This window comes from Pseudomonas reinekei (assembly GCF_001945365.1).
Classification (GTDB): domain Bacteria; phylum Pseudomonadota; class Gammaproteobacteria; order Pseudomonadales; family Pseudomonadaceae; genus Aquipseudomonas; species Aquipseudomonas reinekei.
Window position 1 is genome coordinate 243,951 of the sequence record NZ_MSTQ01000004.1, and the last position, 26,991, is coordinate 270,941.

Below are 26,991 nucleotides of genomic sequence, written 5' to 3' on the forward strand. Positions count from 1 at the left end.
GTCGGCATAACAACCACTTACCGCCCTTCCCCCGTAAATTCAGGAGAAAACGCCGAAGGACAGGAGCAAAAATCCCGACCTCCGGCGGCTACTGCAGAGTCAGTCGTGCTCAGGCGATAACGCCCAGCAGCTTTTCCCACTCTTTGTTTTCTTTCTTCGACACGCCACCCAACAGGTCGATGGCCTGGCGCAGACGGAAACGGGTCAGATCCGGCCCGAGGATTTCCATGGCGTCGAGTACCGATACCGAACTGGCTTGCCCGGTAATCGCGGCGAACATCAGTGGCATGGCGTCACGCAGCTTCAGCTCCAGGGACTCCACCACAGCCTGAATGGTCGCGGTGATGTTGTCTTTCTCCCACTGACGCAGGCTTTCGAGCTTCCACAGGATCAATTGCATCAACTGCCGAACCTGATCACCCGAAAGCTTCTTCGATTCGAACAGCTTGGCATCCGGGTTCACGCCACCGGCAAAGAAGAACCCGGCCAGCGGTGCAACCTGGCTGAAGGTTTCAACCCGGCCCTGCACGTGCGGCGCGATCTTCATCATGTAGTCGGAGTTGAATGCCCATTTCTGCACGCGCGCGGCGAACTCTTCCACCGGCAGGTCACGCAGCCATTGGCCGTTGAGCCACGACAGTTTCTCAATGTCGAAAATCGGCCCGCCCAGAGAAACTCGCTTCAGATCGAAGTTGTCGACCATTTCCTGCAGCGAGAACTTCTCGCGCTCGTCCGGCATCGACCAACCCATGCGCCCCAGGTAGTTGAGCATCGCCTCAGGCATGAAGCCCATGCGCTCGTAGAAGGTCACCGAGGTCGGGTTCTTGCGCTTGGACAGCTTGCTCTTGTCCGGGTTACGCAGCAGCGGCATGTAGCACAACTCGGGTTGTTCCCAGCCGAAGTACTCGTACAACAGGATCAGTTTCGGCGCCGATGGCAGCCACTCTTCGCCGCGCAATACGTGAGTGATGCCCATCAGGTGGTCGTCGACCACGTTGGCCAGGAAGTACGTCGGCAAACCGTCGGTTTTCATCAGGACTTGCATGTCCATGCGGTCCCACGGGATTTCCACGTCGCCACGCAACATGTCCGGCACCACGCAGACACCTTCGCTCGGCACTTTCATGCGGATCACATGAGGCTCGCCGGCAGCGAGACGTCGAGCAACCTCTTCCTTGGACAATAAAAGCGCACGGCCGTCGTAACGCGGGGTTTCGCCGCGAGCCATTTGCTCGGCGCGCATCTGATCCAGCTCTTCGGCGGTGCAGAAGCACGGGAAGGCGTGGCCCATGTCGACCAGCTGCTGGCAATACTTCTGGTAAATGTCGCCGCGCTCGCTTTGACGGTACGGACCGTGCGGGCCGCCGACGTCCGGGCCTTCGCTCCAGTCGATGCCCAACCAGCGCAGGGCGTCGAATATCTGCTGTTCGGACTCGCGGGTCGAACGCAATTGGTCGGTGTCTTCGATCCGCAGGATGAACTCACCGCCATGCTGCTTGGCAAAGCAGTAGTTGAACAATGCGATGTAAGCGGTACCTACGTGGGGGTCCCCGGTAGGCGATGGCGCGATGCGAGTGCGGACGGTGGTCATGGCATGTCTCGAAAAGAATAAAAGCGAAGATCAAAGCGAACTTCAAACAAGAGCCGAATGGTAACAGGCGACGTACGCCCGGCTCCAGCGAACAGGGCATTTAAGCCAAGGTTGCGACTACAGCCCCGTATGGCGCGGTGAATGACTGCATATCAGCCGATGCCATTTACCGTTTATCGGCTGTCTGCCTGATTCACCTGCTGATAACTTTCCTTACATATTCTCGACTACAGTTTGCCCCATGCCTGCCCAACTCAAGCGTCGCCTGTCCATATTCCTGTTAATCGTCCTGCTGATTGCCGGGGGGTTCTTTGCCCATTGGTTCTTCAAGGGACGGTTTTATGAAAGCACTGACAACGCCTATGTGCAGGGCGAGATCACCCGTGTGTCGAGCCAATTGGGCGCGCGCATCGATCAAGTACTGGTGCAGGACAACCAGCACGTCGAGAAAGGCCAGTTACTGATCAAGCTTGAGGGCGATGACTTCCGCCTCGCCGTCGACCGCGCCAATGCAACCCTCGCCACCCGCCAGGCCGAACGCCTGCAAGCCCAGAGCAGGCTGACCCAGCAAGGCAGCCTGATCGCCGCCAGCGATGCGCAAGTCGCGTCCAGCCAGGCCAGCCTTGGTCGTTCACAAATCGACCTGACCCGCGCCGAAACCTTGCGTAAACCCGGCTATGTGTCGGAGGAGCGTGTCACCACCCTCTCCGCCGATAACCACATTGCCCGCTCGCAATTGGCCAAGGCCCAGGCCGATGCCCAGGGCCAGCGCCAGCAGATCAATGCGCTGAACGCCGAAATCAAGCGCCTCGACGCCCAGATCGTCAACGCCAGGACCGACCTGGCCCAGGCCGAGCTGAACCTGACACGCAGTGAAATCCACGCGCCGATCAGCGGCCTGATCGGTCAGCGCGCCGCGCGCAATGGCCAATATGTGCAGGCCGGCGCTTATCTGCTGTCGATCGTGCCGGATGAAGACATCTGGATTCAGGCCAATTTCAAGGAAACCCAGATCGGCCACATGCAGCCCGGCCAGAAGGCCGAGTTGACCTTCGATGCGTATGGCGACACGCCGATCGAAGCGCGGGTCGACAGCCTGTTCGCTGCCTCGGGCGCGCAGTTCAGCCTGTTGCCACCGGACAATGCCACCGGCAACTTCACCAAGGTCGTGCAACGGATTCCAGTCAAACTGACCTTCGCCGCTGATAATCCACTGCATGGCAAAATCCGCCCGGGCATGTCGGTCACCGCAAAAGTGAACATCAAAGACTCCCCTGTCGATGGCCGGTGATCAACTGATCCGCCCGGTCGAGGAACCGACGCGGCGGGACTGGATTGCGGTGATGAGCGTGATGCTCGGCGCCTTTATGGCGGTGCTGGATATCCAGATCACCAATTCCTCGCTCAAGGACATTCAGGGCGCACTGTCGGCCACCCTGGAAGAAGGCTCATGGATTTCCACCTCGTACCTGGTGGCGGAAATCATCATGATCCCGCTCACCGCCTGGCTGGTGCAGCTCTTGTCGGCGCGGCGCCTGGCGGTGTGGGTGTCCCTCGGTTTCCTGGTCGCCTCCTTGCTGTGTTCCATGGCCTGGAGCCTGGAAAGCATGATCGTCTTCCGCGCTCTTCAAGGCTTCACCGGCGGCGCGCTGATTCCGCTGGCGTTCACCCTCACGCTGATCAAACTCCCGGAGCATCACCGCGCCAAAGGCATGGCCATGTTCGCCATGACCGCCACCTTCGCGCCCTCCATCGGCCCGACACTGGGTGGCTGGCTGACGGAGAACTGGGGTTGGGAATACATCTTCTACATCAACATTCCACCCGGGCTGATCATGATCGCCGGCCTGATGTACGGGCTGGAAAAGAAAGAAGCGCACTGGGAACTGCTCAAAAGCACCGACTACGCCGGCATCGTCACCCTGGGCGTCGGTCTCGGCTGTTTGCAGGTGTTTCTGGAGGAAGGCCATCGCAAGGACTGGCTTGAATCGAGCCTGATCGTGAGCCTGGGCAGCATCGCGCTGATCAGTCTGATCACCTTCGTGATCGTGCAGTTTTCCAAACCCAATCCGTTGATCAACCTGGGCATCCTCGGCAATCGCAATTTCGGCCTGTCGAGTATTTCCAGCATCGGGATGGGGGTTGGGCTGTATGGCTCGATCTATTTGCTGCCGCTGTACCTGGCGCAGATCCAGAATTACAACGCCCTGCAGATCGGTGAAGTGATCATGTGGATGGGCGTGCCGCAGCTGTTTCTGATTCCGCTGGTGCCCAAGCTGATGAAATACATCTCGCCGAAATGGCTGTGCACGCTGGGTTTCGGGTTGTTCGGCCTGGCGAGTTTTTCGTCCGGGGTGCTGAACCCGGACTTTGCCGGACCACAGTTCAATCAGATCCAGATCATCCGCGCCCTGGGTCAGCCACTGATCATGGTCACCATTTCGTTGATCGCCACCGCCTACATCCTGCCGCAAGACGCCGGGTCCGCTTCCAGCCTGTTCAACATCCTGCGCAACCTCGGCGGCGCCATTGGCATCGCCCTCCTCGCCACGCTGCTGGATGCGCGCACCAAGACCTATTTTGACTACTTGCGCGAATCCATCGTGCCGAGCAACCCGCAGGTTGCCGAACGTATTGCGTCACTCACCGACCGCTTGGGCAATGAGACGGCGGCGCTGGGCAAGCTCAGCGAGATTGCCCATCAGCAGGCGTCGATCATGGCTTATAACGATGCGTTTCACTTTGTCGGGATTGCGCTGGGGATCAGCATGTTGGCAGTGTTGTTGACCAAGAAGCTGCCGGAAGGATTGAAGGCTGGCGAGGCGCACTGAGACCGTGGCGCCCCATCGCGGGCTTGCCCGCGATGGGGCGCTGTCAGGCACTGAAGATCAGACAGTCAGCAACCGCTCGCGCAACTTGGTGATTTCATCGCGCATCTGCGCCGCGGCTTCGAACTCCAGATCACGCGCCAACGCATACATCTTTTCTTCCAGCCCCTTGATGCGCTTGGCGATCTCGCCCGGCGAGCGCAATTCTGCTTCGTATTTGGCGTTCTCCTCGGCAGCCTTGGCCATGCCCTTGCGCTTCTTGCTACGCGAACCCGGCACGGTGGCGCCTTCCATGATGTCGGCAACGTCCTTGAACACCCCTTTAGGCGTAATGCCATTGGCCAGGTTGAAGGCGATCTGCTTGTCGCGACGACGTTCGGTTTCGCTGATCGCTCGCTCCATGGACCCGGTGATCCGATCGGCGTACAAAATCGCCCGACCGTTGAGGTTACGCGCCGCCCGGCCGATGGTCTGGATCAGCGAGCGCTCGGAACGCAGGAAACCTTCCTTGTCGGCATCGAGAATCGCCACCAGCGACACTTCCGGCATGTCCAGGCCTTCGCGCAGCAGGTTGATCCCCACCAGCACATCGAAAGTGCCGAGGCGCAGATCGCGGATGATTTCGACCCGCTCCACAGTATCGATGTCCGAGTGCAGGTAGCGCACGCGCACGCCGTGATCGGCCAGGTAGTCGGTCAAGTCCTCGGCCATGCGCTTGGTCAGCGTGGTGACCAGCACCCGCTCTTCCAGCGCGACGCGCTTGGTGATTTCCGACAACAAATCGTCGACCTGGGTCAGTGCCGGGCGGATCTCGATCTGCGGGTCGACCAGACCGGTCGGACGCACCACCATGTCAATGACGCGGCCGGCGTGCTCGGCTTCATAGTTGCCCGGGGTCGCCGAGACAAAAATCGTCTGCGGGCTGATGCTTTCCCATTCGTCGAAACGCATCGGCCGGTTGTCCAGCGCCGACGGCAGGCGGAAACCGTATTCCACCAGTGTCTCTTTACGCGATCGGTCACCCTTATACATCGCGCCCACCTGCGGCACGCTGACGTGGGATTCGTCGATCACCAACAAGGCGTCGGCCGGCAGGTAATCGTAAAGGGTCGGCGGCGGCGCGCCAGCCTCACGGCCGGACAGGTAGCGCGAGTAGTTTTCGATGCCGTTGCAGTAGCCCAGTTCGAGGATCATCTCCAGGTCGAATCGGGTGCGTTGCTCCAGGCGCTGCGCCTCGACCAGTTTATTGTTGGAACGCAGGTATTCCAAGCGTTCCTGCAACTCGACTTTGATGCCCTCGACGGCGCCCATCAGGGTTTCCCGTGGCGTCACGTAGTGGCTTTTCGGGTAGAAAGTGAAACGCGGCAGTTTGCGGATGACCTCGCCAGTCAGCGGATCGAACGCCGACAGGCTTTCCACCTCGTCGTCGAACAGTTCGATGCGGATCGCTTCAAAGTCGGATTCCGCCGGGTGGATATCGATCACGTCGCCACGCACCCGGAACGTCGCACGGGCGAAATCCATGTCGTTGCGGGTGTATTGCAGGTCCGCCAGACGACGCAGCAATTCACGCTGGTCGAGCCGATCGCCGCGATCCACGTGCAACACCATCTTCAGGTAGGTTTCCGGGCTCCCCAGACCGTAGATGCACGACACCGTGGTGACGATGATCGCGTCCTTGCGTTCGAGCAACGCCTTGGTCGCGGAAAGACGCATCTGCTCGATGTGATCGTTGATCGAGGCGTCTTTCTCGATGAAGGTGTCCGAGGACGGCACGTAGGCTTCAGGCTGGTAGTAGTCGTAGTAGGAAACGAAATACTCAACCGCGTTGTTCGGGAAGAACGCCTTGAACTCTCCGTATAACTGCGCCGCCAGGGTCTTGTTCGGTGCCAGCACCAGCGTCGGACGCTGCACCTGGGCGATCACGTTGGCGATGCTGAAGGTCTTGCCCGAGCCGGTCACACCGAGCAGCGTCTGGTGCGCCAACCCGGCTTCGATGCCCTCGACCATCAGGCGAATGGCTTCCGGCTGATCGCCAGCGGGCTCGAAACGGGTGACTAGCTGAAATTCAGACATGTAAAACCTCTGGGATCACGCTTGCCGGCAAAACCGGCGCGAACGAGAAAGACCGCAAACGACCGATGTCGCCCGAGGAAAAAACTGGATTGCACTCAATGTGGAGCCGATTGCCATCGCTTTCAAGGCAAACGTCTTACATCGCCTAAAGCCTTGGACGACACCAATCGACTAACGGTCGAAAAATAATCGGAAAAACTTACCTTAAAAGCCGAATCGTCTGTCGCCATCGATCGCAGATGGCCTCTATACTAGCTCCCCGTTTGTGCACCGCTCTAGTGCATTCGGCTGGAGCGCGACACGTCCCTCCATTCTCCATTCAGAGCCGCCGCAAAAATGAGCCTGTTCTCCGCTGTCGAAATGGCACCACGCGATCCAATCCTGGGCCTCAACGAAGCATTCAACGCCGATACCCGTACCAATAAGGTCAACCTGGGCGTCGGTGTTTATTGCAACGAGGAGGGGAAAATTCCACTCCTGCGCGCCGTTGTCGAAGCCGAAACCATTCGCGTCGCTCAACACGCTTCCCGTGGCTACCTGCCAATCGACGGCATCGCCGCCTACGACCAGGCCGTACAAAAACTGCTGTTCGGCAATGATTCGCCGCTGATCGCTTCCGGCCGCGTCCTCACCACCCAGGCTGTGGGTGGTACCGGCGCGCTGAAAATCGGTGCCGACTTCCTCAAGCAACTGCTGCCGAGCGCGGTTGTGGCGATCAGCGACCCGAGCTGGGAAAACCACCGCGCGCTGTTCGAAACCGCCGGTTTCCCGGTGCAGAACTATCGCTACTACGACGCCGCGACCCACGACGTAAACCGTGTGGGCCTGCTGGAAGACCTGAACGCCCTGCCAAACGGTTCGATCGTTGTGCTGCACGCTTGCTGCCACAACCCGACCGGCGTTGACCTGAGCCCGGCGGACTGGAAAAACGTTCTGGACGTCGTGAAAGCGAAAAACCATGTGCCATTCCTCGACATGGCGTATCAAGGTTTCGGCGATGGCATCGACGAAGACGCCGCTGCCGTGCGTCTGTTCGCGGAATCGGGCCTGACCTTCTTCGTCTCCAGCTCGTTCTCCAAATCGTTCTCGCTGTACGGCGAGCGCGTTGGCGCCTTGTCGATCGTCAGCGAATCGAAGGAAGAAAGCGCGCGCGTGCTGTCGCAAGTCAAACGCGTGATCCGCACCAACTACTCCAACCCGCCGACCCACGGCGCAAGCATCGTTGCTGCCGTACTGAACAGCCCGGAGCTGCGCGCCCAGTGGGAAGCGGAACTGGCCGAAATGCGCCTGCGCATTCGCGGCATGCGCACTCAGATGGTCGAGACCCTGGCGAAAAACGCACCGCAGCGTGATTTCAGCTTCGTCGGTCGTCAGCGTGGCATGTTCTCGTACTCCGGCCTGAGCGTTGAGCAGGTTCACCGTCTGCGCAACGAGTTTGGCATTTACGCGCTGGACACTGGTCGTATCTGCGTGGCTGCGTTGAACCAGAGCAACATCAAGGCTGTGACGGATGCGATTGTTCAGGTGATCTGAACCGCGCCGTGATACGAAAAACGGGAAGCCATTGGGCTTCCCGTTTTTTATTTGTCGCAGATAAATCTCAAAGCGGCGACCGAGCCCTTAAACTGCACACTATCTGTTGTAGGTGCCGGCTTGCTGGCGATGGCGATCAGTCAATATCCATGTTGAATGTAATGGCCTCTTCGCCAGCAAGCCGGCTCCTACAGGTTTTGTGTACACCCGAGAATTCGAAAGAGAGCCCACATGAAGAACGATGACCTACGCGCCGATCGCGATGACCTTGACGACCTGGATCGCTTTACTCCTCGCACCCCGGCTAAACAACGCAGCAACAACCTGGTGATGCAAGTCGCTGCCGGGGTGTTTCTCGGCGGCCTGGCCCTGTGGCTGGTGCAATTGGGCGCCACGGCGCTCTACGCCAAACTGATGATGGGCACGATCACCTTCGGCGGTTAAGCCAACTCGGTCGCGCGCTGGCTGGCGGCGTCGTCATAGGCGACGTAAAGCGATTCCGCGACCTGGCTCTTGATCGCCTTGGTGCTTTCCAGGCCCAGGACAAATCCCTCGGCCTTGCCACCGGCGCGGTTCAACTCATCGGCGGTGCTGGCCTGAGTGATCGCGTCGAAGAGTTTTTCGGCAGGCGGGCCGACCCCTTTGGGCAGGCTGATCTGAGCGATGCTCATGGGAGCACCTCGTTGTTTCGAGACGTTGTGAGGGGCAAACGGGACATGGCGCGTACCTTTTCGGCGAATGGCCGGCAGCGCGTGTAACCACTTCCGGGTCGCCATGTTAGCCCCCTGAGACGATTCCGGTAACCGCCAATCACCGATAAACCACCGTCTGTCACGATGAATCCGCCATCTTGCTAACAGTCGCTTGACTTCTCTTTTTGAATCAGTAACATAGGCGCCATTCCGCGATAGCTCAGTTGGTAGAGCAAGTGACTGTTAATCACTGGGTCCCTGGTTCGAGTCCAGGTCGTGGAGCCAGACAAGGTTCGGAGATCAAAATCTCCGGCCAACAAAAAACCCGCCTTATGGCGGGTTTTTTTGTGCTCGCGTTTCCTGCTCATGCCTGAGACTTCATCGTCTGCTTCGGCAACTCTCCAAACCGCTGCCGATAGTAATTGGCAAATCGCCCCACATGCCCAAACCCGAATTCCAGCGCCACCTCAGTCACACTGGCGTGCGGTCGCGCCAGCAAGTATTCCCGCGCGGCCTCAAGCCGTAATCCGCGCAAGCGATCCATCGGGCTCTGACCGTATTCGCGCTGGCACAGGGTGTTCAAGCTGCGAATGCTCACCCCGGTGGCAACCGCCAGTTCAGCCAGGGTAATGCCCTGGACAAGGTGCTCGCGCATACACGCGTCGATTTTTTGCAGCTGCCGCGTGGGCTGCCGTGGCGCCGGCGAGTCTTGTTGCGCAACGCCACAATGGCTGAGCAGAAACAACGGCAGGCTTTGCTCCAGGTGCTGCAACCAGCGCGAAGGTGCCACGCTCGCCTCGCCCTCGGGCAAATGCTCCAGCAACTCGCTGACCAGTCGAAACCAGCGCATCGCCAGTGGTCGTTGCAGGCGGCTGACCGGCGCCAGCGTGAAGCCCGACGGCAAGTCATCGGCCAGCGCTTGCTGGCTCGCCTCGATCAATGCCAGTGGCAGTTTGAGAATCAGTTGCTCACAGCCCTCCTCCCACACCACTCGCGCCTGCTCACGCGGGGACAGGATCGCCACTTCGCCAGGGCTGACGCCATAGCTCATGCCGTCGGACTCCAGGGTGGCGCTACCGCGCAGCGGCATTTGTACCAGGACGAAATCTTCGAACGGCTGCGGGCGGATTTCCACCAGGCCGCCGTAGCGCAGCGCATACAGTTCGCAACTGGCGACCTGGCCACGATAGAACGCCGTATCGACACCGCCCCGCGGCCACTCCAGCTCATGCTCCACCAGCACTTGCCTCATCAAACGCTGGGTTTCCTGCGCCGAGCGGCTGGTGAAGACCGGCTCACGGCACATCAGCGACAAGTTCAGGCCCACACTGTTAGCAGTGGCCGCGTGTAGAGTCGTCATTTCAAAGCGACCGATTGCGACGGGCTTCGCTGCGTTGCAGGGTGGCGCTGGGCGTTTCGTTGAACAGCTTGCGGTATTCGCTGGCGAACCGGCCCAGATGCGAGAACCCCCAGCACATGGCGATCACGGAAATATTGCGCACCGAGGCGTCTTCGAGGATTTCCTGGCGCACGGCGCCGAGGCGATACTTTTTCAAGTAAGCCATGGGCGATACGCCCAGGTGCTTGCGAAAACCCTCAAACAGCTTGAAGCGCGACACACCTGCCGCCGCTTCGATGTCCTCCAGGTGAATGTCCTCGCGGGCGTTGCTTTCGATGAAGTCCTTGGCGCGCACCAGGTAATACGGCAACTTGACGCCCAGTTGCTCACGCAGTTCGGCACTGTAGTTGTTGGGCTGGGAAAGAATCAGCCCCTTGATCAGCGCGCTTTCGATATCGCGGGTGAAGAACACCTGATTGAACAGGTCATGGCCGCGTTCCATCTCATCGATGTAGTAACGGGCCAGTCGCCACCAGGAGGCAGAGGCGCCGTTGACTGCGTCCATCACCGGCTCGAATTTCACCGGCATCTCCAGCGGACGTTGCAGCATGCCTTCCAGAGTCTGGCGCATGGCCATGCGGGTGATCACCACGGAAATCTTGTGGCAGTCACCGGCCATGCTCAGTGACTGGGTTTCGTGGGGCGTCACGATCAGCCCCTGGTCCTGGTTGGAGTGTAACCGGCGACCATCCTTGATCAGCTCCTGCTCGCCGCGAATCGGCAGGCTGAGGCTGTAGCAGTTGAGGTGTTCAGCGTCCTCGACGCCGATGGTCACGTCGGTGCCATATTCCATACGCCCCAGGGTCGTGGACATCGATTTGAACACATTGGCCTTGTGGTGAAACTGAATCCGGTTCGGCTGGCTGGTCTGTAATTCATGCGGCCCGCAAATGCCGGCCATCCACGCACGGGCACCGGCCAGGTCGTAGCGATCTATGCGGATATCTCGAAACTGAACAACATTTGGTTCGGTCATGTCAGTACACCCACGGCAATGGACATCGACACGCTCTTCGGCGCGTATTCTCATTGGGTTTGCAAGGGCTATGCCCAGCCGGTGCGAACAGACGAAATCCGCAATTTTCGGCTAGCAATCGGAAACTATCCGGATATTGAACGCGTTGCGCGGCGTTGATGTGCACGGCCAGGGTGCCATAACGGGTCGACGCCTCGGGTAAAACGCTACCCGAGGCGTCACTTCAGCGCACAACGGCTTGTCATTTCAGGGCAGGACGTTACCAAAATTTCCATGTGTAGGTGGTGATCAGGCGGTTCTCTACCCAGTCATTGCCGTGACTGAATTTGGAAACGACGTTGCCCGCCTCCACGCCCACACCTTTGAGCGGGCCGCTTTGCACGACATACGACAGCACCAGGTCGCGCTCCTGTTCCGCCGCCTGGCTGAGGTTGTCGCCACGGTCCACCGACGTCCCCTTGAAGTAGCGGGTCATGAAATTCAGGCCTGGCACGCCCATGGCGGCAAAGTCGTAGTCATAACGAACCTGCCAGGATTTTTCGTTAGGCTTGATGAACCCTACCCGCGACCAGTTCACCAGGAACGGCTGCGGTACATAACCGCCCAAGGTCGGGAAGTTGCTGTCGCCCAGCATGCGCTGGTAGCCCACGCCGAACCGGTGCCCGCCCTTTTTCAGCGAGGTCATGGCGCCGTAGGAACTGTTGTCGATGTCGCCGTAAAGGGCATCGCCCTCTTCGTTGTTGTTGAAGTAACGCAGGTCGGTCTTCAGGCCATAACCGTTACCCAGGTCTGCCAGATGGGTGATGCCCAGGTAGTGCTGCTGGTAGATGTCTTCCAGTTGCGCGTAAAAGTAAGAACCGGTCAGCGACGGGGTTAAGGCATAGCTGGCACCGGCGAGGTTGAGCCCGTCGCTGCCGTGGCGCACGCCGGAGCCCGTCTGCAGGTACAACTTTTCGTAGTTGGAAGAGTTACGCGCACCGATTTCCGTCAGCCGCCCGGCGGTCAACGTCAAGCCGTCGATTTCCTTGGACTCGAGCAAGCCACCGCGATAGGTCGTGACCAATTGGCGAGAGTCATCAATGATCACCACCGGCAGAAACGGGCGCAGCTCACCGACTTTCAACTCGGTTTTCGAATAGCGCATTTTCAGCGTTGCACCGCCGCGGCCATATTCATCGGCCTGTTCCTGACGGCTTTTGCTGTAAGGGATGATGCTGTCATCGCCCCGCCCGCCACCGCCGTCCAGTCGATAGGCGTATTGCACCTCCGCATCCACGCCAAACTGCACCGGACCCTCGGTATAGCCGGAGGCGAAACGCAGGTCGAAACCCTGGGTCCAGCTGCCCACTCGCGAATGGGGCGGATTGTCGCCCTTGAAGTCCCGATCAATGTAAAAGTTACGGGTGCCAAGGGTCAGCTTGCTGTCATTGACGACATCTGCCTGCGCCAACAATGGTGTCAACAAGCCAACTGTTTGAACTCCCCGAACCAGCCACGACTTATGCAACATATTATTTCTTCCCCCTGCCGCTTATTGAGCAGCGCATGAATAGAAGGCACTTCGGGTACAGAACCCTGGGCCATGAGTAATGGCAGTTTTTAGTGACCTGAAGCGAGACACTCTGGTGGTGCTTCGATTGAAATTAAGCCGCAACAAGTTCATCAGCGGCTATCCCGTTACTAAATGACAAATAGCCACTTGCTCAGCCGCCATTCGCAGCAACAACCAATAATTACGGGGGTCTGTCGCCAACAACCGAGGTTCACGGCTTATTTTCCGGATGCGTTTCCACTAATAAGCGGATAGACCCTGTCAGCTGCCACGGCATTAAATGAAGGCGTGAATTAGCCCATTGGCCGAGGACTGGGAAATGACAACTGCACGAAGTGTCGAACAGTGGAAAAGTTATATAGAAAGTTGCCTGGACTTCCGCCCGCAAGACGGTGTTTATCGCATTGCCCGCGATATGTTTACCGACCCGGAACTGTTCGATCTGGAAATGGAACTGATTTTCGAGAAGAACTGGATCTACGCCTGCCACGAAAGCGAGATCGCCAATCCTCACGACTTCATGACAATGCGCGCCGGCCGCCAGCCGCTGATCATCACGCGCGATGGTGAAGGTCGTCTCAACGCCCTGATCAATGCCTGCCAGCACCGCGGCACCACCCTCACCCGCGTCGGCAAGGGTAACCAGTCGACCTTCACCTGCCCTTTTCACGCCTGGTGCTACAAAAGCGACGGCCGTCTGGTGAAGGTCAAGGCACCGGGGGAATACCCCGAGGGTTTCGACAAGGCCACCCGCGGTCTGAAAAAGGCCCGTATCGAAAGCTACAACGGCTTTGTGTTCGTCAGCCTCAATGTGGAAGGCACCGATACCCTCGAAGACTTTCTCGGTGACGCCAAGGTGTTCTTCGACATGATGGTGGCGCAATCGCCGACCGGTCAGCTCGAAGTGCTGCCGGGCAAATCGGCCTACACCTACGACGGCAACTGGAAACTGCAGAACGAGAACGGTCTGGACGGTTATCACGTCAGCACCGTCCACTACAACTACGTGGCCACCGTTCAGCATCGCCAGCAGGTCAACGCCGAGAAAGGCCTGACCGCCAGCGACACCCTGGACTACAGCAAGCTGGGCGCGGGCGACAAGGAAACCGATGACGGCTGGTTCGCCTTCCACAACGGCCACAGCGTGCTGTTCAGCGACATGCCCAACCCCGCCGTGCGCCCGGGCTACGCCAGCATCATGCCGCGCCTGGTCGAGGAACACGGCCAAGGCAAGGCCGAATGGATGATGCACCGCCTGCGCAACCTCAACGTCTACCCGAGCATGTTCTTCCTCGACCAGATCAGCTCGCAGTTGCGGATCATCCGCCCGCTGGCCTGGAACAAGACCGAGATCAACAGCTTCTGCCTGGGCGTGGTCGGCGAGTCGGACGCGGATCGGGAAAACCGCATTCGTCAGTTCGAAGACTTCTTCAACGTGTCCGGCATGGGCACCCCCGATGACCTGGTGGAGTTCCGTGAAGCCCAGCGTGGCTTCCAGGCACGCCTGGAGCGCTGGAGCGATATTTCCCGCGGCCAGGGCAAGTGGGTCGAAGGCCCGACCCGCAACAGCGAGACCATTGGCATCGCTCCAGCCCTGACCGGCACCGAGTTCACCCATGAAGGCCTGTACGTCAACCAGCACGCCAACTGGCAGCGCTTTTTGCTTGAAGGCCTGGCGCGCAAAGCGGCCGAACAACAACCGTTGAAACTGCGTGAGGTGTGAACATGAATTCGCAACTGCAATACCGCGTCGAGCAACTCCTTTACCGTAAGGCCGAGGCCTGTGATGCCCAAGACTGGGACACCTACCTCGACATGTTCAGCGACGACAGCGAATTCCACCTGCCGCAATGGGACTCCGAACACGTCTACACCACCGACCCGAAAAAAGGCATGTCGCTGATCTATTACCCCAACCGTGGCGGCCTGGAGGACCGGGTGTTCCGCATTCGTACCGGCAAGGCGGCGTCGACCATTCCGATGCCGCGCACCCTGCACCTGATCAGCAACGTGCGCATCGCGCCGCTGCAGGACGATGAGCTGGAGGTACGCGTCAACTGGAGCACCCTCTATTACCGCATGCAGACCGCCGAGCAATTCTTCGGCCACGCCACGTACCGTCTGCGCCCCGACGGCGAGAGCTGGAAAATCGCCCGCAAACACGTGGTGCTGCTCAACGACACGATCAACTCCGTGCTCGACTTCTACCATCTCTGAACCCTGCGGATTAACGCTCATGACGTACAAGGTCGCCTTCAGTTTCGCCGACGGCAAAACACTCTTCTGCAACGTGCAGAACAATGAAATCCTGCTCGACGCGGCCCTGCGCAGCGGGATCAAGATTCCGCTGGACTGCCGCGAAGGAGTTTGCGCGACCTGCCAGGGCCGCTGTGAATCCGGGCAGTACACCCAGGACTATGTGGACGATGAAGCCTTGTCGGCCAGCGACCTGGCCGAGCGCAAGGTGCTGACCTGCCAGACCCGCGTGCAGTCCGACGCGGCCTTCTACTTCGACTTCGATTCCCGCCTCTGCGGCAGCAACGGCCCGAGCAGCCTGCAAGGCACTGTGAGCGAGGTGCGGCAGGTCTCGCCGACCACCGCCATCGTGCACGTGGAGGTCGGCGCAGCGGGCGCGGCGCTGGACTATCTGCCGGGGCAATACGCGCGCCTGAAAGTACCGGGCACCGAACATCGGCGCTCGTATTCCTTTGCCTGCGCACCGGGCAGCAGCAACCTGCAGTTTCTGATTCGCCTGCTGCCCAGCGGCGTGATGACCGACTACGTGCGCGATCGTTGCCAGGTCGGCGACGTGATCCACATGGAAGCGCCATTGGGCGCTTTCTACCTGCGCCATATCGACCGTCCGCTGGTGATGGTCGCCGGCGGCACCGGGTTGTCGGCGTTCCTCGGCATGCTCGATCAGATAGCCGACCGTAATGGCTGCGGCCACCCGGTACACCTGTACTACGGCGTGCGCGAGGCCGAGGACCTGTGCGAGGTGTCGCGCATCGAGGCCTATGCCGCGCGGATCCCGGGGTTCCGTTTCACGCCCGTGGTCAGCAACCCCAACCCCGACTGGCCGGGCAAGACCGGCTACATCGCCGAACACCTGGAAGTGGCCGAACTGCGCGACCAGCCGTTCGACCTGTACCTGTGCGGCCCGCCGCCGATGGTCGAGTCGATCAAGGACTGGCGCCAGCAGCACAGCCTGGAGCAAAGCCGCCTTTATCTGGAGAAGTTCACCGAGAGCAACAGCTGACGCAGCACCCCATAACAACAATCAATCGGCCCGTCCGAACACTGAATCACTGCCCTCATCGACATCTACCGTGCGTTGGCACGACCTACTTCATAGGCCGCCTCATGAAAAACCTGGTATTGCGTGCATGTCTGGCAACCTCCCTCTGCGCAGCGACGGCTGCCCAGGCCGTGGAACCTGTCCGAATCGGCTTCATCACTACCCTCTCCACCCCCGCCGGTTACCTGGGCGAAGACTCGCGCGACGGCTTCCAACTGGCGATCGATCAGGAAGGCGGCAAGCTCGGCGGCGTGCCGGTGCAACTCATCGTGGAAGATGACGGCCTGCAACCGGCCAAGGCCAAGCAGATCGCCGACCGCATGAGCCTGGACGGCATCTCGCTGTACACCGGGGTGATTTTTTCCAACGTGTTGGCGGCCGTGATCAACACCGCCACCAAGGACGGTTTCTACGTCAGCAACAACACCGCCCCCTCGACCCTGGCCGGTGAAAAGTGCATGGCCAACTACTTCGTCGGCTCCTACCAGAACGACACTCCGCACGAAATGGCCGGTGTCGCGGCCAACGAGCTGGGCTACAAGAAAATGGTGATCCTGGCGCCCAACTATCAGGGCGGTCGTGACGCACTGGCCGGGTTCAAGCGCACCTTCAAGGGCGAGGTGACGGAGATCTACACCAAGCTCAACCAGCTGGATTTCTCGGTGGAACTGGCGCGCGTACGTTCACTGACGCCGGATGCGATTTTCCAGTTTCACCCGGGTGGCGGCGGCATCAACTTTGCCAAGCAATACGGCGGCTCGGGCCTGTCGGCGCAAATCCCGATGGTGGTGCCGGTGTTCTCCATGGATGAACGCATGCTCGCCGCGGTCGGCGATGTGGCCAAGGGCACCAACGTCGTCACCCTCTGGAACCCGCAATCGGACAACCCGGCCAACCAGGCCTTCGTCAAAGCCTTCACCGAAAAATACAAGCGCGCCCCGACGGTGTATGCGGCCCAGACTTATGACACGGCACGCCTGATTGGTGCTGCCCTGAAAACCTCCCAGGGCAATCTGAAGGACCAGCCGGCCTTCCGCACGGCGATGAAGAACGTCCAGTTCGACTCCATTCGCGGTGACTTCAGCTTCGCCCAGAACCAGCACCCGGTGATCGACTGGTACCTGCTGCAAGTGCAAAGCGGCGCCGACGGCAAGCTGGTCGAAGTGCCGATCAGGACCCTGGCGACTCGCCACGTCGACAGCTACGCCGCTCAATGCTCGATCTGACCGGCAACTGAGCCCTGTCCTCGCCCCGCAGTACCGCTGCGGGGCGTTTTCGTGAGGAACGCAGTCATGTTATTGCTCGAACAGATTCTCAACGGCCTGCAATACAGCGCGTTGCTGTTTTTGCTGGCCTCAGGCCTGACCCTGATTTTCGGCATCATGGGCGTGATCAACCTGGCCCACGGCGCCTTCTACATGGTCGGCGCATTCTGTGCCGCCTACACCGCCATGGCCACCGGGTCGTTCTGGCTGGGCGGCCTGGCCGCGCTGATCGGCTCGGCCTGCTACGGCGCGCTGATCGAAACCACGATCATGCGTCGCCTCTACAATCGCGATCACCTCGATCAGGTGCTGGCGACGCTGGCCGTGGTGTTTTTCAGCAACGAACTGCTGACCCTGATCTTCGGCCGCAGCCCACCGGCGATGCCCACGCCCGAGTGGTATTCCAGTTTTGTCGAAGTACTGCCGGGATTGATGTACCCGGTCAGCCGGCTGCTGTTCATCGCCGCCGGGCTGATCGTGGCGGTCGGCATGTGGCTGCTGATCAACCACACGCGCCTGGGCATGCTGATTCGCGCCGGCGCCGACGACCATGAAATGGTCGGCGCGCTGGGGGTCAACATCGCCCGGCTGTACACCCTGGTCTTCGTGTTCGGCTGCGTGCTGTGCGGCCTGGCCGGTTTCATGGCGGCACCGCTGCTGTCGGTGGAGATCGGCATGGGTGAAAAGATCCTGATCACCACCTTCGTGGTCATCGTCGTCGGCGGTGTCGGCTCGGTGCGCGGCGCGTTGGTCGGGGCCTTGCTGATCGGCATGGTCGACAGCCTGGGCCGTGCCTACATCCCGCCGCTGCTGGACCAACTGCTGCCCAGCGAGACCAGCGGCACCCTGAGCGCCGGGCTGATTTCCGCCAGCGCCTACATCGTCATGGCCCTGGTGCTGCTGGTGCGCCCCCGCGGCCTGCTGCCGGCCCGCGCCTGAGGAGAACCCTATGTCACCACGCCTCATCATCGACCTTGCGTGCCTGGCGACCTTCGCCTGCATGCCGCTGCTGGCCCACTGGCTGCACGAGCCTTACCTGGTCAGCTTCTTCACCCGCCTCGCCATCTACGGCATGGCGGCCATCAGCCTGGACCTGCTGATCGGCTACGGCGCCATGGTCAGTTTCGGCCACGCAGCGTTCTTCGGCCTGGGCGGCTACATCGTCGGCATCGTGGCCTTTCACACCTCGCAAGGCATGCCGTTGTGGGGCTGGGAAGGCAGCAACAGCGCGCTGGTGGTGTGGCCACTGGCGCTGCTGGTGTGCGCGTTGCTTTCGCTGCTGGTGGGTTATCTGTCGCTGCGCACCAGCGGCGTGCAGTTCATCATGATCACATTGGCGTTCGGCCAGATGCTCTACTTCGTGCTCGGCTCGCTGTCGCTGTACGGCGGTGACGACGGCATTTTGCTCAACGAGCGCAATACCCTCGGCGGGTTGGACCTGGGTGACGCCAACCACTTCTACTACCTGTGCGTGATCTTGCTGGCGGGCTGGTTGCTGCTGTGCCGGCGGCTGGTCAATTCGCGATTCGGTTTTGTCCTGCGCGGGCTCAAGCAGAGCGAGCGGCGCAGCGTCAGCCTGGGTCTCAAACCCTTGCGCTATCGCCTCACGGCGTTTGTGATCGCCGGCACCGGCGGTGGTCTGGCGGGGATTCTGTGGGCCAACTACGCGCTGTTTGTCAGCCCCGACATGGGCGCCTGGCACAAGTCCGGCGAGCTGATGGCGATGGTGATTCTCGGCGGCGTCGGCACCCTGCTCGGCCCACTGCTGGGCGCGGCCACTTACCTGGGACTTGAACAGGTGCTGAGCCAGTGGACCGAGCACTGGATGCTGATCTTCGGCCCCCTGCTGTTGCTGGTGGTGCTGTTCGGCAAGAAAGGCGTCTACGGATTGCTGCTCAGCCTGCTGCAGCGCAAACCCAAGGCACTTGCCATCAAACCGAATGCCGCCGTGGAGGCACGCCCATGAGCGCACAGCTATCGATTCGGGATCTGCACAAGGCCTTTGGCGCGGTGAAAGCCACCAACGGCGCCAGCCTCGAACTGGCCAAGGGCGAGTTGCACGCCATCATCGGTCCCAACGGCGCCGGCAAGTCCACCTTGATCGCGCAGATTGCCGGCGAGATTTTCCCCGACCAGGGCCAGATCCATCTCAATGGCCAGGACATCACCCGTGTACCCGCCTGGCAGCGGCCGCGCCTGGGATTGGCGCGGGCCTTCCAGGTCAGCCAGCTGTATACCGAGTTCACCCTGCTGGAAAACATCGCCCTGGCCATCGCCGCCCGCGACGGCAAGGCGTTTGGAATGTGGCGTCCGCTGAGCCGCGACACCCGCCTGCTGGAACCGGCGCTGGGCTACCTGCAACAGGTGGGCCTGGGCCCTCGCGCGCAAGATGCGGTCCACGAACTGTCCCATGGCGAACGGCGGCAACTGGAGATCGCCTTGGCATTGGCTCAGGAAGCTTCGGTGCTATTGCTCGATGAGCCGATGGCCGGGATGGGCGCCGACGAGTCCGCGCGCATGACCGAGCTGCTGCACAGCCTCAAGGGTCGTTACGCGATCCTGCTGGTCGAGCACGATATGGATGCGGTATTCGCCCTCGCCGACCGTATCACGGTGCTGGTGTACGGCCAGACGGTGCTGACCGGCAGTGTCGAACAAGTGCGCAACGACCCGCAAGTGCGGGCCGCTTACCTGGGAGAAGAACATGCTTGAGGTTCAAGGTTTGAAAGCGGGCTACGGCTTGAGCCAGGTGCTGTTCGACATGCACCTGAGCATCGAGCAGGGCCAGGTGGTGTCGCTGATCGGCCGCAACGGCATGGGCAAGACCACCACGGTCAAATCGATCATGGGCTTGCTCAAGCCCAGCGCCGGCAGCATTCGCATCAACGGCACGGAAATGCGCGGTGCCGCGCCCTATCGCATCGCCAAGGCCGGCCTGGGGCTGGTGCCGGAAGGCCGCCGCGCCTTCGGCACCTTGAGCGTGCGGGAAAATCTGCTGGCCACCGCCACGCGGGGCAAATGGGACCTGGCGCGGGTCTACGAACTGTTCCCGCGTTTGCTGGAGCGCCAGGACCAGCTGTCACGCACCCTGTCGGGCGGCGAGCAGCAGATGCTGGTGGTCGGCCGCGCGCTGTTGACCAACCCCAGCCTGCTGATTCTCGACGAAGCCACTGAAGGCCTGGCGCCGATCATCCGCGAGCAGATCTGGAGTTGCCTGGCCACCCTCAAGGCCGAGGGCGAGACGATTCTGGTGATCGACAAGAACCTCAAGGAAATGGCGCGGGTGGTCGACCGCCATCACATCATCGAGAAGGGGCGCCAGGTCTGGGATGGCACACCGCTGGAGCTGGCCGCTCAACCCGAACTGTCGCAACGCTACCTGGGAGTGTGAGCGCACATGGATTTCGATCAGGCTTACAACAACGTCGCCGCCGTGGGCAATTTTCCGCAGATCATGCAGCGTTTTCGCCAACGCAGCGCCGAGACCTATGTGAGCCACGCCTGGCAGCGTGATGTGCCGTATGGCAATGCCATGCGCGAGCGTTTCGACTGGTACGCCCAGGCGAATGCCGGGGCGCCGACGCTGCTGTTCATACATGGCGGTTACTGGCAAGCCTCGGACAAGGACGATTACGCCTTTATCGCCGAGGGCCTGATCGAGGCCGGTTTCAATGTCGGCTTGCTGGAATACACCCTCGCGCCCGAAGCGAGCATGGGCACCATCGTCGGCCAGATCGGCAAGGCGCTGGATTATCTGCTGGCGCATCGCGACGCCTTGAACATCGGTCAGCAGGTGGTGCTGTGCGGGCACTCGGCAGGCGGTCATCTGACCGCGCTGTATCGTCGGCATACGCTGGTGACCCTGGCCATGCCGATCAGCGGCCTGATGGAGCTTGACCCCATCAGCCGCTGCTGGCTCAACGACAAGCTGCGCCTGAGCGCAGACGACATCCAGCGCTATAGCCCGCAACGGCTGATCGGCGATGGCGCACCGTTGCTGGTGACCGTGGGCGGGGATGAGTTGCCGGCATTGATCCGCCATTCGCGCGAGTACGCCAGTGCCTGCCGCGAGGCGGGGCAGGCCGTGCGCCTTGTCGAGCTTGCCGGGTGTCATCACTTCGCGGTGCTGGACGATCTGGCCAGGGTGGATGGCGAACACGTGCAGGCCTTGCTTGAGCACCTGACCCCGTAAGAGCACGCATTGCTCCTACAAATAACTCTCGCCAGAAGTGGATACCGGTTTGCCGTTTGCGGCTTTTTTGACCCTCGCAGGCTTCATACAGTGGCTACGAATTCAGACAGGAATTGCGTATGTCCAGCCTCTCGCTCAGGGTCCAACAGATCGAGCCTCTGACCCCCAGAATCCGCCGCGTGCTGTTGGTGTCCAGCGACACCCAGCCGCTACCGGACTTCACTGCCGGCGCCCATCTGGAGCTGCATGTACCTGGCAGCCGCGCTCAACGCCGTGCCTATTCGCTGGTCAACCTGCCCGACGGCGAACACTACGAAATCGCCGTCCAGCTCGAAGAAACGAGCACCGGTGGATCGCGCTGGGTGCACTCGCTGAAGGTCGGCGATGAACTGCTGGCCGATGCGCCACGCAACCACTTCCCACTCTGTGACAACACCGAACACGCGCTGCTGATTGCCGGTGGCATCGGCATCACGCCCATGCTGAGCATGGCCCGGTCGCTGCAAGCGGCGGGCAAGTCTTTCACCCTGCACTATGCCGGTCGCGATGAAGCACAGATGGCCTATCTGCCCGAAGCGCGCGCCTGCCTCGACAACCATTGCTGGATCAGCGGCGGCGACCCGCAGAAGCGCTTGCCCGTCGCTGAGATTCTGGCCGCGCCAAAACCCGGCCTGCACCTCTACATCTGCGGCCCGACCGCCATGCTCAACAGTGTGCTGACCTGCGCTCGCGAACAGGGCTGGGCAGACGATCACTTGCATTACGAACTGTTCAGCGGCGCGCTGGAAATGGCCGGTGACCAGGGCTTCGAGGTGCACCTGCGCGAAAGCGGCGTGAACCTGCAAGTGGCCGCCGGGCAAAGCGTGCTGGACGCCATGCTCCAGGCCGGCCTGGACCCGATGTTCGACTGCCGGCGGGGTGACTGCGGCGTGTGCGTCGCCCAGGTCATCGACGGTCAGCCCGACCACCGCGACATCTGCCTGTCGGAGCGCGATCGCGCCAGCGGCAGTTTCTGCACCTGTGTCTCCCGTGCCAGCAGCGCGCTGCTGGTACTCGATCTGTGACAAGCCGAGGACATCCCGTGATACCGACCAACGAGCAAATCGCTGCCTTGATCCGCGAAGACAGCGTTCACAAGAGCGTCTACACCGACCCGACCCTGTTCAAGCTGGAGATGGAGCGCATCTACGGCAACGCCTGGATCTACGTCGGCCATGAAAGCCAGGTCAAGAACCCCGGCGACTACCACACCACGCGCATCGGCGATCAGGACGTGATCCTGGTGCGCGGCGCCAACCAGCAGGTCAGCGTGCTGTACAACCGCTGCCCGCACAAAGGCGCCAAACTGGTGGCTGACGGTGACGGCAGTGTCGGCAAATTCTTCCGCTGCCCGTACCACGCCTGGACCTTCAAGCTCGACGGCCAGCATTTGTCGGCGCCGCTCAAGAGTGGTTTCGAAGGCACCTGCTACGACCCCAAACACCCGGATTTCTCCATGGTCAGTGTGGCCCGCGTCGAGGCCTATCGCGGCTTTGTGTTTGCCAGCCAGGCGGCATTCGGACCGGACCTCAAGACATTTCTGGGCGGCGTCATCACCTCCATCGACAACCTCTGCGACCGTTCACCGGTCGGTGAGGTCGAGGTGGCCGGCGGCATCTTCCGCGTTCAGCAACGCTCCAACTGGAAAGTGTTCTACGAGAACCTGCACGACACCATGCATGCCCGCGTGACCCACGAATCGTCGGTGGATGCTGCGCGTGACGAAGCCCAAGCCATCGGTGAAATGCCTTTCGAGCTGCTGATCATGGACGGCAACGGCGAGCCCTATGACTTCTGGGAAAAACTCGAACTGCGCGCCTATCACAACGGCCACGGCTACATGGAAGCGATCTTCGACCCGACCGCCGCCGAGCGCGACGAGGTCTCCCGCGCGCACTTCGAATGCCTGAGCGAGGCTTACGGCGAGCAGCGCGCCAAAGAGATCCTGGGCATGAACCGCCACAACACGGTGATCTACGGCAGCGGTTCGCCGCACACCGTGTTCATGCAGTTCCGGGTGATCCGCCCCATCGCCGTGGACCAGACCATGGTCGAGATTCAAACCTTCCGCTGCAAAGGTGCCCCGGATGCCGTGTTCGACCGCGCACTGACCTACGCCAACGTCATCAACTCGCCCTCCTCCAACGTGATGCCCGACGACGTCGAAGTCTATGCTCGCTGCCAGGAAGGCAACATGACCCGTGGTGGCGAGTGGATCAGCATGCACCGCTACGTCGGTACCGATAAGCCGCTGGAAGACGGCGCGGTGTCCACCAACGGCACCAGCGAATTGCCGATGCGCAACCAGTTCGCCGCCTGGAAACAGTTCATGACCGCCACCCTGATCGCCAAGGAGAGCACCCATGCTGCTTGACCGCCGAATCGACGTCGACACCCGCCAGTTGACCCCCGCCCAGGTTCCCGTCGAAACCCTGCGCCAGATCGAACAGTTTCTTTACCAGGAAGCGCGCCTGCTGGATGAGCGGCGTTTCTGGGAGTGGGACAAGCTGTTCACCGACACCGGCATGTACTGGGTGCCGCACAAGCACGAGCAAGCCAACCCGTTCGACCATATTTCGCTGTTCTGGGAAAACCGCATGCTGCGCGAGGTGCGGATCCGCCGGGTGGAAAACGCCCGCAACTGGTCGCAGCAACCGCAGACCCAAACCGCGCACCTGGTGGGTAACGTGATGGTCGAGGGTCTCGATGCCCAGGGCTTGCTGGTGGTCAGCGCGAGCTTCCAGTACAGCGAATGGCGCCTGGAACAACGTCAGCTCGCCGGTCGCTACACCTATAAGTTGGCCGCTCAGGAGGGGGGTGGCTGGCAGATCCAGCTCAAGCGCGTGGATCTCATCAACTGCAACGATGTGTTCGCCAACCTCGAGGTGTTCGTGTGATGAGCGCGCCGGTGCTGATCGCCCTGCACTATCAGAACGACGTGTTGCACCCCGAGGGCAAGATTCGGGTCGGGCTGGGGGCCGATGACCTCGTGCGCGCTGCGCTGCTCGACGCTGCCGGGCGGCTGCTCGCCGGCGCGCGAACCAAGGGCTGGCCGATCATCCACGTGCGCGTGGCGTTCCGGCCGGACTACGCCGACCTGATCCAGAACGCGCCGATCTTGCGCGCTGTCGCCAGCCTTGGCGCTGTCCGGGAAGGCAGCTGGGGCGCGGAGTTCTACAGCGCACTGGTACCAAAGGTCAGCCGCCAGGAGTTCGTCGTCACCCACAACCGGATCAATGCCTTTTATGGCTCACCGCTGGAAAGCCTGGTGCGCCAGTTCAATCCTTCACACTTGTTGATCGCGGGCGTGGCGACTCACTCGGTGGTGGAAAGCACGGTGCGTCATGCCGTGGACTGCGGTTTCGAAGTCACGGTGGCGGCCGATGCCTGCGCCAGCGCGGACAGCGGCACACACACGGCCTCGCTGGCGAGCATGGCGCTGATCGCCCGCATCAGCCACGTCGAGGCAGCACTGGAGGATTTCGCATGATGCTCGAAGGCAAAGTGGCGATTGTCACTGGCAGTACCCAAGGGCTGGGCCTGGACATCGCCCGGCAGTTGTTGACCGAAGGTGCGCGGGTGATGCTGGTGGGACGCAACGCCGACAGTGGCCAAGCGTTGGCGAAAGAACTCGATTGCGGGTTTTCAGCGTGCGACGTGGAGCGCGACGAAGACATCGACGCGTGCATCGCTACCACGCTGGCCCGCTTCGGCAGGCTCGACATACTGGTCAACAATGCCTGCCTGTACGCCGATCAGGGGCTGGCTTCGGACCGCGCGCAGTGGCTGAAAACCCTGAACGTCAATCTGGTATCGGCGGCGATTTTCACCCAGAAAGCGGCCGTGCATCTGCCCGGTGGCGGCGTGGTGATCAACATCGGCAGCACGGGCGGCAAGTTCGGCGCGGCCGGGCGCGCGCTCTACCCCGCCTCCAAGGCCGGCATCCTGCAACTGACGAAAAACCTGGCCATGACCCTGGCTCCGGAACAGATCCGGGTGCTGAGCGTATCCCCGGCCTGGACCTGGTCGCCCAGCGTCGCCGACTTCAGCGACAACGATCCGCAACTGGCCGACCGGGTCGGGGCACCCTTTCACCCGCTCGGACGCATCGGCCGTGGCCATGAAATCGGCAGCGTGGTGGCCTTTCTGTGCAGCCCGGGTGCAGGCTGGATGACCGGTGTCGACGTGCCGGTGGACGGCGGCTTTTCGATTCTCGGGCCCGACCGTGGCGTGTCGCCCCGCGTGTGGTTCCAGCAATACCGTGACAGCCAATAAATCCTGATAACCGAATGAGGAAGATGACATGGGCAAAATGATTCAGATCCGTGCAACGGACAGCAGCGCCACGTTCAGCGGTTACCTGGCCCTGCCGGCCAGCGGCAAAGGACCTGGCGTGGTGATCGGCCAGGAGATATTCGGGGTCAACGCCAACATGCGCGCGGTGGCCGATTTCTATGCCGAGGAGGGTTATGTGGCGCTGGTGCCGGACCTGTTCTGGCGCCTGCAGCCGGGCGTTGACCTGGGCTACACCGAAGCGGATTTCGCCATGGCCATCGACCTGTTCCAGCGCCTGGACGTGGACAAGGCCGTCACTGATATCGACGCCAGCTTCAAAGCCCTGCGGGCATTGCCTGAAGTCGAAGGGCCGGGCCTGGGTTACGTCGGTTTCTGCATGGGCGGCAAACTGGCCTGGTTGACCGCCACGCGCACCGACGTGGCCTGCGCTGTCGGTTACTACGGCATGGGCATCGAACACCTGTTGCACGAATCGGAAAATCTCAAGGGTCGGTTAGTCCTGCACTTTGCCGAAAACGATAGCTACTGCGACGCCAATGCCCGCGCGCTGATCAGCGAACACCTGGCCGGCAACGACCAGGCCGAAATCTACGTGTACCCGGGCGTCGACCACGCTTTCGCCCGGGCTGGAAGTTCACACTACGACAAGCCGGCCTCGCTGATGGCCCATGAACGCAGCATCGCCGCACTCAAGCGTGAGATCGGCCCGCACTTCAACCTGTCCGCCCTGTGGGAAGAACACATCCGCCACGAGTTCGACACCCGCGACGTGCCCGCCACCATGGCGACCATGGTCGCCGAACCCTACGTCAACCATATTCCGACCATGACCGGCGGCGTCGGCGCCAAGGAACTCAGCCGCTTCTACCAACACCATTTTGTCCACGGCAATCCGCCAGACATGAAGCTCATCCCCATCTCCCGCACCATCGGTGCCCTGCAGATCGTCGACGAATTCATCATGTGCTTCACCCACAGCAGCGAAATCGACTGGATGCTGCCCAACGTGGCTCCGACCGGGAAGTACGTGGAGATTCCAATGCTGGGGGTGATCAAGTTCCGGGGGGACAAGCTGTACCACGAGCATATCTACTGGGACCAGGCCAGCGTGCTGGTGCAAATTGGCTTGTTGAACCCTGAAGGGCTGCCGGTGGCAGGGGTGGAAACGGCGAGAAAGCTGTTGGATGAACAACTGCCGTCCAATACGTTGATGGGGCGCTGGACGCAAAGCGGGCAATAGAGCCCGACATTGAA

General features: G+C 61.1%; 25 protein-coding genes and 1 tRNA gene. 20 read left to right on the top strand and 6 right to left on the bottom strand.

The window, feature by feature from the left end; translation table 11 throughout:
- Positions 1–109 precede the first annotated feature (109 nt).
- Complete coding sequence (gene gltX / locus BVK86_RS08020) at positions 110–1,591, bottom strand: glutamate--tRNA ligase (RefSeq protein ID WP_075945907.1); 1,482 nt, start codon at positions 1,589–1,591, stop codon at positions 110–112.
- 241 nt (positions 1,592–1,832) lie between these two features.
- Here gltX and BVK86_RS08025 point away from each other — a divergent pair, with 241 nt between their 5' ends.
- Complete coding sequence (locus tag BVK86_RS08025; RefSeq protein WP_075945908.1) at positions 1,833–2,882, top strand: HlyD family secretion protein; 1,050 nt, start codon at positions 1,833–1,835, stop codon at positions 2,880–2,882.
- Positions 2,872–4,422, top strand: a complete 1,551-nt coding sequence (locus tag BVK86_RS08030; protein ID WP_075945909.1) for an MDR family MFS transporter — start codon at positions 2,872–2,874, stop codon at positions 4,420–4,422. Before BVK86_RS08025 ends, BVK86_RS08030 begins: the two co-directional genes overlap by 11 nt.
- 57 nt (positions 4,423–4,479) lie before the next feature.
- Here BVK86_RS08030 and uvrB read toward each other — a convergent pair whose 3' ends face one another.
- Positions 4,480–6,495, bottom strand: a complete 2,016-nt coding sequence (uvrB, locus tag BVK86_RS08035) for an excinuclease ABC subunit UvrB (protein ID WP_075945910.1) — start codon at positions 6,493–6,495, stop codon at positions 4,480–4,482.
- Between the two features lie 336 nt (positions 6,496–6,831).
- Between uvrB and BVK86_RS08040 the strand changes: the two genes are divergently transcribed.
- Both BVK86_RS08040 and BVK86_RS08045 read left to right on the top strand, forming a co-directional pair.
- Positions 6,832–8,028 carry an amino acid aminotransferase gene (locus BVK86_RS08040; RefSeq protein ID WP_075945911.1) on the top strand — a complete coding sequence of 399 codons (1,197 nt, stop codon included), beginning with the start codon at positions 6,832–6,834 and terminating at the stop codon, positions 8,026–8,028.
- A 231-nt stretch (positions 8,029–8,259) separates the two neighbouring features.
- Positions 8,260–8,472 (top strand): hypothetical protein, encoded by a 213-nt coding sequence (locus tag BVK86_RS08045; protein ID WP_075945912.1) that lies wholly within the window; start codon positions 8,260–8,262, stop codon positions 8,470–8,472.
- Here the strand turns inward: BVK86_RS08045 and BVK86_RS08050 are convergent.
- On the bottom strand, positions 8,469–8,699 hold the full coding sequence (locus tag BVK86_RS08050) for a hypothetical protein (protein ID WP_075945913.1): 231 nt from the start codon (positions 8,697–8,699) through the stop codon (positions 8,469–8,471). The two genes, BVK86_RS08045 and BVK86_RS08050, sit on opposite strands and share 4 nt — an antisense overlap.
- A gap of 230 nt (positions 8,700–8,929) precedes the next feature.
- Between BVK86_RS08050 and BVK86_RS08055 the strand changes: the two genes are divergently transcribed.
- A tRNA-Asn gene (locus BVK86_RS08055) sits at positions 8,930–9,005 on the top strand.
- A 79-nt stretch (positions 9,006–9,084) separates the two neighbouring features.
- On the opposite strand, the gene BVK86_RS08060 is transcribed toward BVK86_RS08055, so the two are convergent.
- The 3 genes from BVK86_RS08060 to BVK86_RS08070 form a co-directional block, all read right to left on the bottom strand.
- Positions 9,085–10,080 carry an AraC family transcriptional regulator gene (locus BVK86_RS08060; RefSeq protein WP_075945914.1) on the bottom strand — a complete coding sequence of 332 codons (996 nt, stop codon included), beginning with the start codon at positions 10,078–10,080 and terminating at the stop codon, positions 9,085–9,087.
- 1 nt (position 10,081) lies between these two features.
- The gene (locus BVK86_RS08065; RefSeq protein WP_034147836.1) at positions 10,082–11,095 is read right to left on the bottom strand and encodes an AraC family transcriptional regulator; all 1,014 of its coding nucleotides are present in this window, start codon (positions 11,093–11,095) and stop codon (positions 10,082–10,084) included.
- A gap of 259 nt (positions 11,096–11,354) precedes the next feature.
- On the bottom strand, positions 11,355–12,605 hold the full coding sequence (locus BVK86_RS08070) for an OprD family porin (protein ID WP_075945915.1): 1,251 nt from the start codon (positions 12,603–12,605) through the stop codon (positions 11,355–11,357).
- Positions 12,606–12,966: 361 nt separating this feature from the next.
- Between BVK86_RS08070 and antA the strand changes: the two genes are divergently transcribed.
- The 15 genes from antA to BVK86_RS08145 all read left to right on the top strand — a co-directional run bounded on the left by antA (position 12,967) and on the right by BVK86_RS08145 (position 26,977).
- Positions 12,967–14,370 (top strand): anthranilate 1,2-dioxygenase large subunit, encoded by a 1,404-nt coding sequence (antA, locus tag BVK86_RS08075; protein WP_075945916.1) that lies wholly within the window; start codon positions 12,967–12,969, stop codon positions 14,368–14,370.
- A 2-nt stretch (positions 14,371–14,372) separates the two neighbouring features.
- Positions 14,373–14,864, top strand: coding sequence for an anthranilate 1,2-dioxygenase small subunit (antB, locus tag BVK86_RS08080; RefSeq protein WP_075945917.1), 492 nt, complete (start codon positions 14,373–14,375; stop codon positions 14,862–14,864).
- A 19-nt stretch (positions 14,865–14,883) separates the two neighbouring features.
- Positions 14,884–15,906: an anthranilate 1,2-dioxygenase electron transfer component AntC gene (gene antC, locus BVK86_RS08085; RefSeq protein WP_075945918.1), complete on the top strand. Its 1,023-nt coding sequence runs from the start codon at positions 14,884–14,886 to the stop codon at positions 15,904–15,906.
- Between the two features lie 104 nt (positions 15,907–16,010).
- Entirely contained in the window at positions 16,011–17,171 is a 1,161-nt protein-coding gene (locus BVK86_RS08090; RefSeq protein WP_075945919.1) for an ABC transporter substrate-binding protein, read from the top strand.
- 66 nt (positions 17,172–17,237) lie between these two features.
- Positions 17,238–18,149 (top strand): branched-chain amino acid ABC transporter permease, encoded by a 912-nt coding sequence (locus BVK86_RS08095; RefSeq protein WP_075945920.1) that lies wholly within the window; start codon positions 17,238–17,240, stop codon positions 18,147–18,149.
- Between the two features lie 10 nt (positions 18,150–18,159).
- On the top strand, positions 18,160–19,176 hold the full coding sequence (locus tag BVK86_RS08100) for a branched-chain amino acid ABC transporter permease (RefSeq protein WP_075945921.1): 1,017 nt from the start codon (positions 18,160–18,162) through the stop codon (positions 19,174–19,176).
- Positions 19,173–19,922 carry an ABC transporter ATP-binding protein gene (locus BVK86_RS08105; protein ID WP_075945922.1) on the top strand — a complete coding sequence of 250 codons (750 nt, stop codon included), beginning with the start codon at positions 19,173–19,175 and terminating at the stop codon, positions 19,920–19,922. The genes BVK86_RS08100 and BVK86_RS08105 overlap by 4 nt, the downstream gene beginning before the upstream one ends.
- Complete coding sequence (locus BVK86_RS08110) at positions 19,915–20,601, top strand: ABC transporter ATP-binding protein (protein ID WP_075945923.1); 687 nt, start codon at positions 19,915–19,917, stop codon at positions 20,599–20,601. The genes BVK86_RS08105 and BVK86_RS08110 overlap by 8 nt, the downstream gene beginning before the upstream one ends.
- A 6-nt stretch (positions 20,602–20,607) precedes the next feature.
- Entirely contained in the window at positions 20,608–21,402 is a 795-nt protein-coding gene (locus tag BVK86_RS08115) for an alpha/beta hydrolase (RefSeq protein ID WP_075945924.1), read from the top strand.
- A gap of 119 nt (positions 21,403–21,521) precedes the next feature.
- Positions 21,522–22,466 (top strand): PDR/VanB family oxidoreductase, encoded by a 945-nt coding sequence (locus BVK86_RS08120; RefSeq protein WP_075945925.1) that lies wholly within the window; start codon positions 21,522–21,524, stop codon positions 22,464–22,466.
- A 17-nt stretch (positions 22,467–22,483) separates the two neighbouring features.
- Entirely contained in the window at positions 22,484–23,815 is a 1,332-nt protein-coding gene (locus tag BVK86_RS08125; protein ID WP_092267178.1) for an aromatic ring-hydroxylating dioxygenase subunit alpha, read from the top strand.
- Positions 23,805–24,338 (top strand): aromatic-ring-hydroxylating dioxygenase subunit beta, encoded by a 534-nt coding sequence (locus BVK86_RS08130; protein WP_075945926.1) that lies wholly within the window; start codon positions 23,805–23,807, stop codon positions 24,336–24,338. Before BVK86_RS08125 ends, BVK86_RS08130 begins: the two co-directional genes overlap by 11 nt.
- Positions 24,338–24,931, top strand: coding sequence for a cysteine hydrolase family protein (locus BVK86_RS08135; RefSeq protein WP_075945927.1), 594 nt, complete (start codon positions 24,338–24,340; stop codon positions 24,929–24,931). Before BVK86_RS08130 ends, BVK86_RS08135 begins: the two co-directional genes overlap by 1 nt.
- Positions 24,928–25,716, top strand: coding sequence for an SDR family oxidoreductase (locus BVK86_RS08140; RefSeq protein WP_075945928.1), 789 nt, complete (start codon positions 24,928–24,930; stop codon positions 25,714–25,716). Before BVK86_RS08135 ends, BVK86_RS08140 begins: the two co-directional genes overlap by 4 nt.
- A gap of 28 nt (positions 25,717–25,744) precedes the next feature.
- Positions 25,745–26,977, top strand: a complete 1,233-nt coding sequence (locus BVK86_RS08145; protein ID WP_075945929.1) for a dienelactone hydrolase family protein — start codon at positions 25,745–25,747, stop codon at positions 26,975–26,977.
- Positions 26,978–26,991: the final 14 nt, after the last annotated feature.

Excerpts from the sequence above, each read along its gene's own strand:
- gltX (WP_075945907.1), bottom strand. The coding sequence starts at position 1,591 with ATGACCACCGTCCGCACTCGCATCGCGCCATCGCCTACCGGGGACCCC.
- BVK86_RS08025 (WP_075945908.1), top strand. The coding sequence starts at position 1,833 with ATGCCTGCCCAACTCAAGCGTCGCCTGTCCATATTCCTGTTAATCGTC.
- BVK86_RS08030 (WP_075945909.1), top strand. The coding sequence starts at position 2,872 with ATGGCCGGTGATCAACTGATCCGCCCGGTCGAGGAACCGACGCGGCGG.
- uvrB (WP_075945910.1), bottom strand. The coding sequence starts at position 6,495 with ATGTCTGAATTTCAGCTAGTCACCCGTTTCGAGCCCGCTGGCGATCAG.
- BVK86_RS08040 (WP_075945911.1), top strand. The coding sequence starts at position 6,832 with ATGAGCCTGTTCTCCGCTGTCGAAATGGCACCACGCGATCCAATCCTG.
- BVK86_RS08045 (WP_075945912.1), top strand. The coding sequence starts at position 8,260 with ATGAAGAACGATGACCTACGCGCCGATCGCGATGACCTTGACGACCTG.
- BVK86_RS08050 (WP_075945913.1), bottom strand. The coding sequence starts at position 8,699 with ATGAGCATCGCTCAGATCAGCCTGCCCAAAGGGGTCGGCCCGCCTGCC.
- BVK86_RS08060 (WP_075945914.1), bottom strand. The coding sequence starts at position 10,080 with ATGACGACTCTACACGCGGCCACTGCTAACAGTGTGGGCCTGAACTTG.
- BVK86_RS08065 (WP_034147836.1), bottom strand. The coding sequence starts at position 11,095 with ATGACCGAACCAAATGTTGTTCAGTTTCGAGATATCCGCATAGATCGC.
- BVK86_RS08070 (WP_075945915.1), bottom strand. The coding sequence starts at position 12,605 with ATGTTGCATAAGTCGTGGCTGGTTCGGGGAGTTCAAACAGTTGGCTTG.
- antA (WP_075945916.1), top strand. The coding sequence starts at position 12,967 with ATGACAACTGCACGAAGTGTCGAACAGTGGAAAAGTTATATAGAAAGT.
- antB (WP_075945917.1), top strand. The coding sequence starts at position 14,373 with ATGAATTCGCAACTGCAATACCGCGTCGAGCAACTCCTTTACCGTAAG.
- antC (WP_075945918.1), top strand. The coding sequence starts at position 14,884 with ATGACGTACAAGGTCGCCTTCAGTTTCGCCGACGGCAAAACACTCTTC.
- BVK86_RS08090 (WP_075945919.1), top strand. The coding sequence starts at position 16,011 with ATGAAAAACCTGGTATTGCGTGCATGTCTGGCAACCTCCCTCTGCGCA.
- BVK86_RS08095 (WP_075945920.1), top strand. The coding sequence starts at position 17,238 with ATGTTATTGCTCGAACAGATTCTCAACGGCCTGCAATACAGCGCGTTG.
- BVK86_RS08100 (WP_075945921.1), top strand. The coding sequence starts at position 18,160 with ATGTCACCACGCCTCATCATCGACCTTGCGTGCCTGGCGACCTTCGCC.
- BVK86_RS08105 (WP_075945922.1), top strand. The coding sequence starts at position 19,173 with ATGAGCGCACAGCTATCGATTCGGGATCTGCACAAGGCCTTTGGCGCG.
- BVK86_RS08110 (WP_075945923.1), top strand. The coding sequence starts at position 19,915 with ATGCTTGAGGTTCAAGGTTTGAAAGCGGGCTACGGCTTGAGCCAGGTG.
- BVK86_RS08115 (WP_075945924.1), top strand. The coding sequence starts at position 20,608 with ATGGATTTCGATCAGGCTTACAACAACGTCGCCGCCGTGGGCAATTTT.
- BVK86_RS08120 (WP_075945925.1), top strand. The coding sequence starts at position 21,522 with ATGTCCAGCCTCTCGCTCAGGGTCCAACAGATCGAGCCTCTGACCCCC.
- BVK86_RS08130 (WP_075945926.1), top strand. The coding sequence starts at position 23,805 with ATGCTGCTTGACCGCCGAATCGACGTCGACACCCGCCAGTTGACCCCC.
- BVK86_RS08135 (WP_075945927.1), top strand. The coding sequence starts at position 24,338 with ATGAGCGCGCCGGTGCTGATCGCCCTGCACTATCAGAACGACGTGTTG.
- BVK86_RS08140 (WP_075945928.1), top strand. The coding sequence starts at position 24,928 with ATGATGCTCGAAGGCAAAGTGGCGATTGTCACTGGCAGTACCCAAGGG.
- BVK86_RS08145 (WP_075945929.1), top strand. The coding sequence starts at position 25,745 with ATGGGCAAAATGATTCAGATCCGTGCAACGGACAGCAGCGCCACGTTC.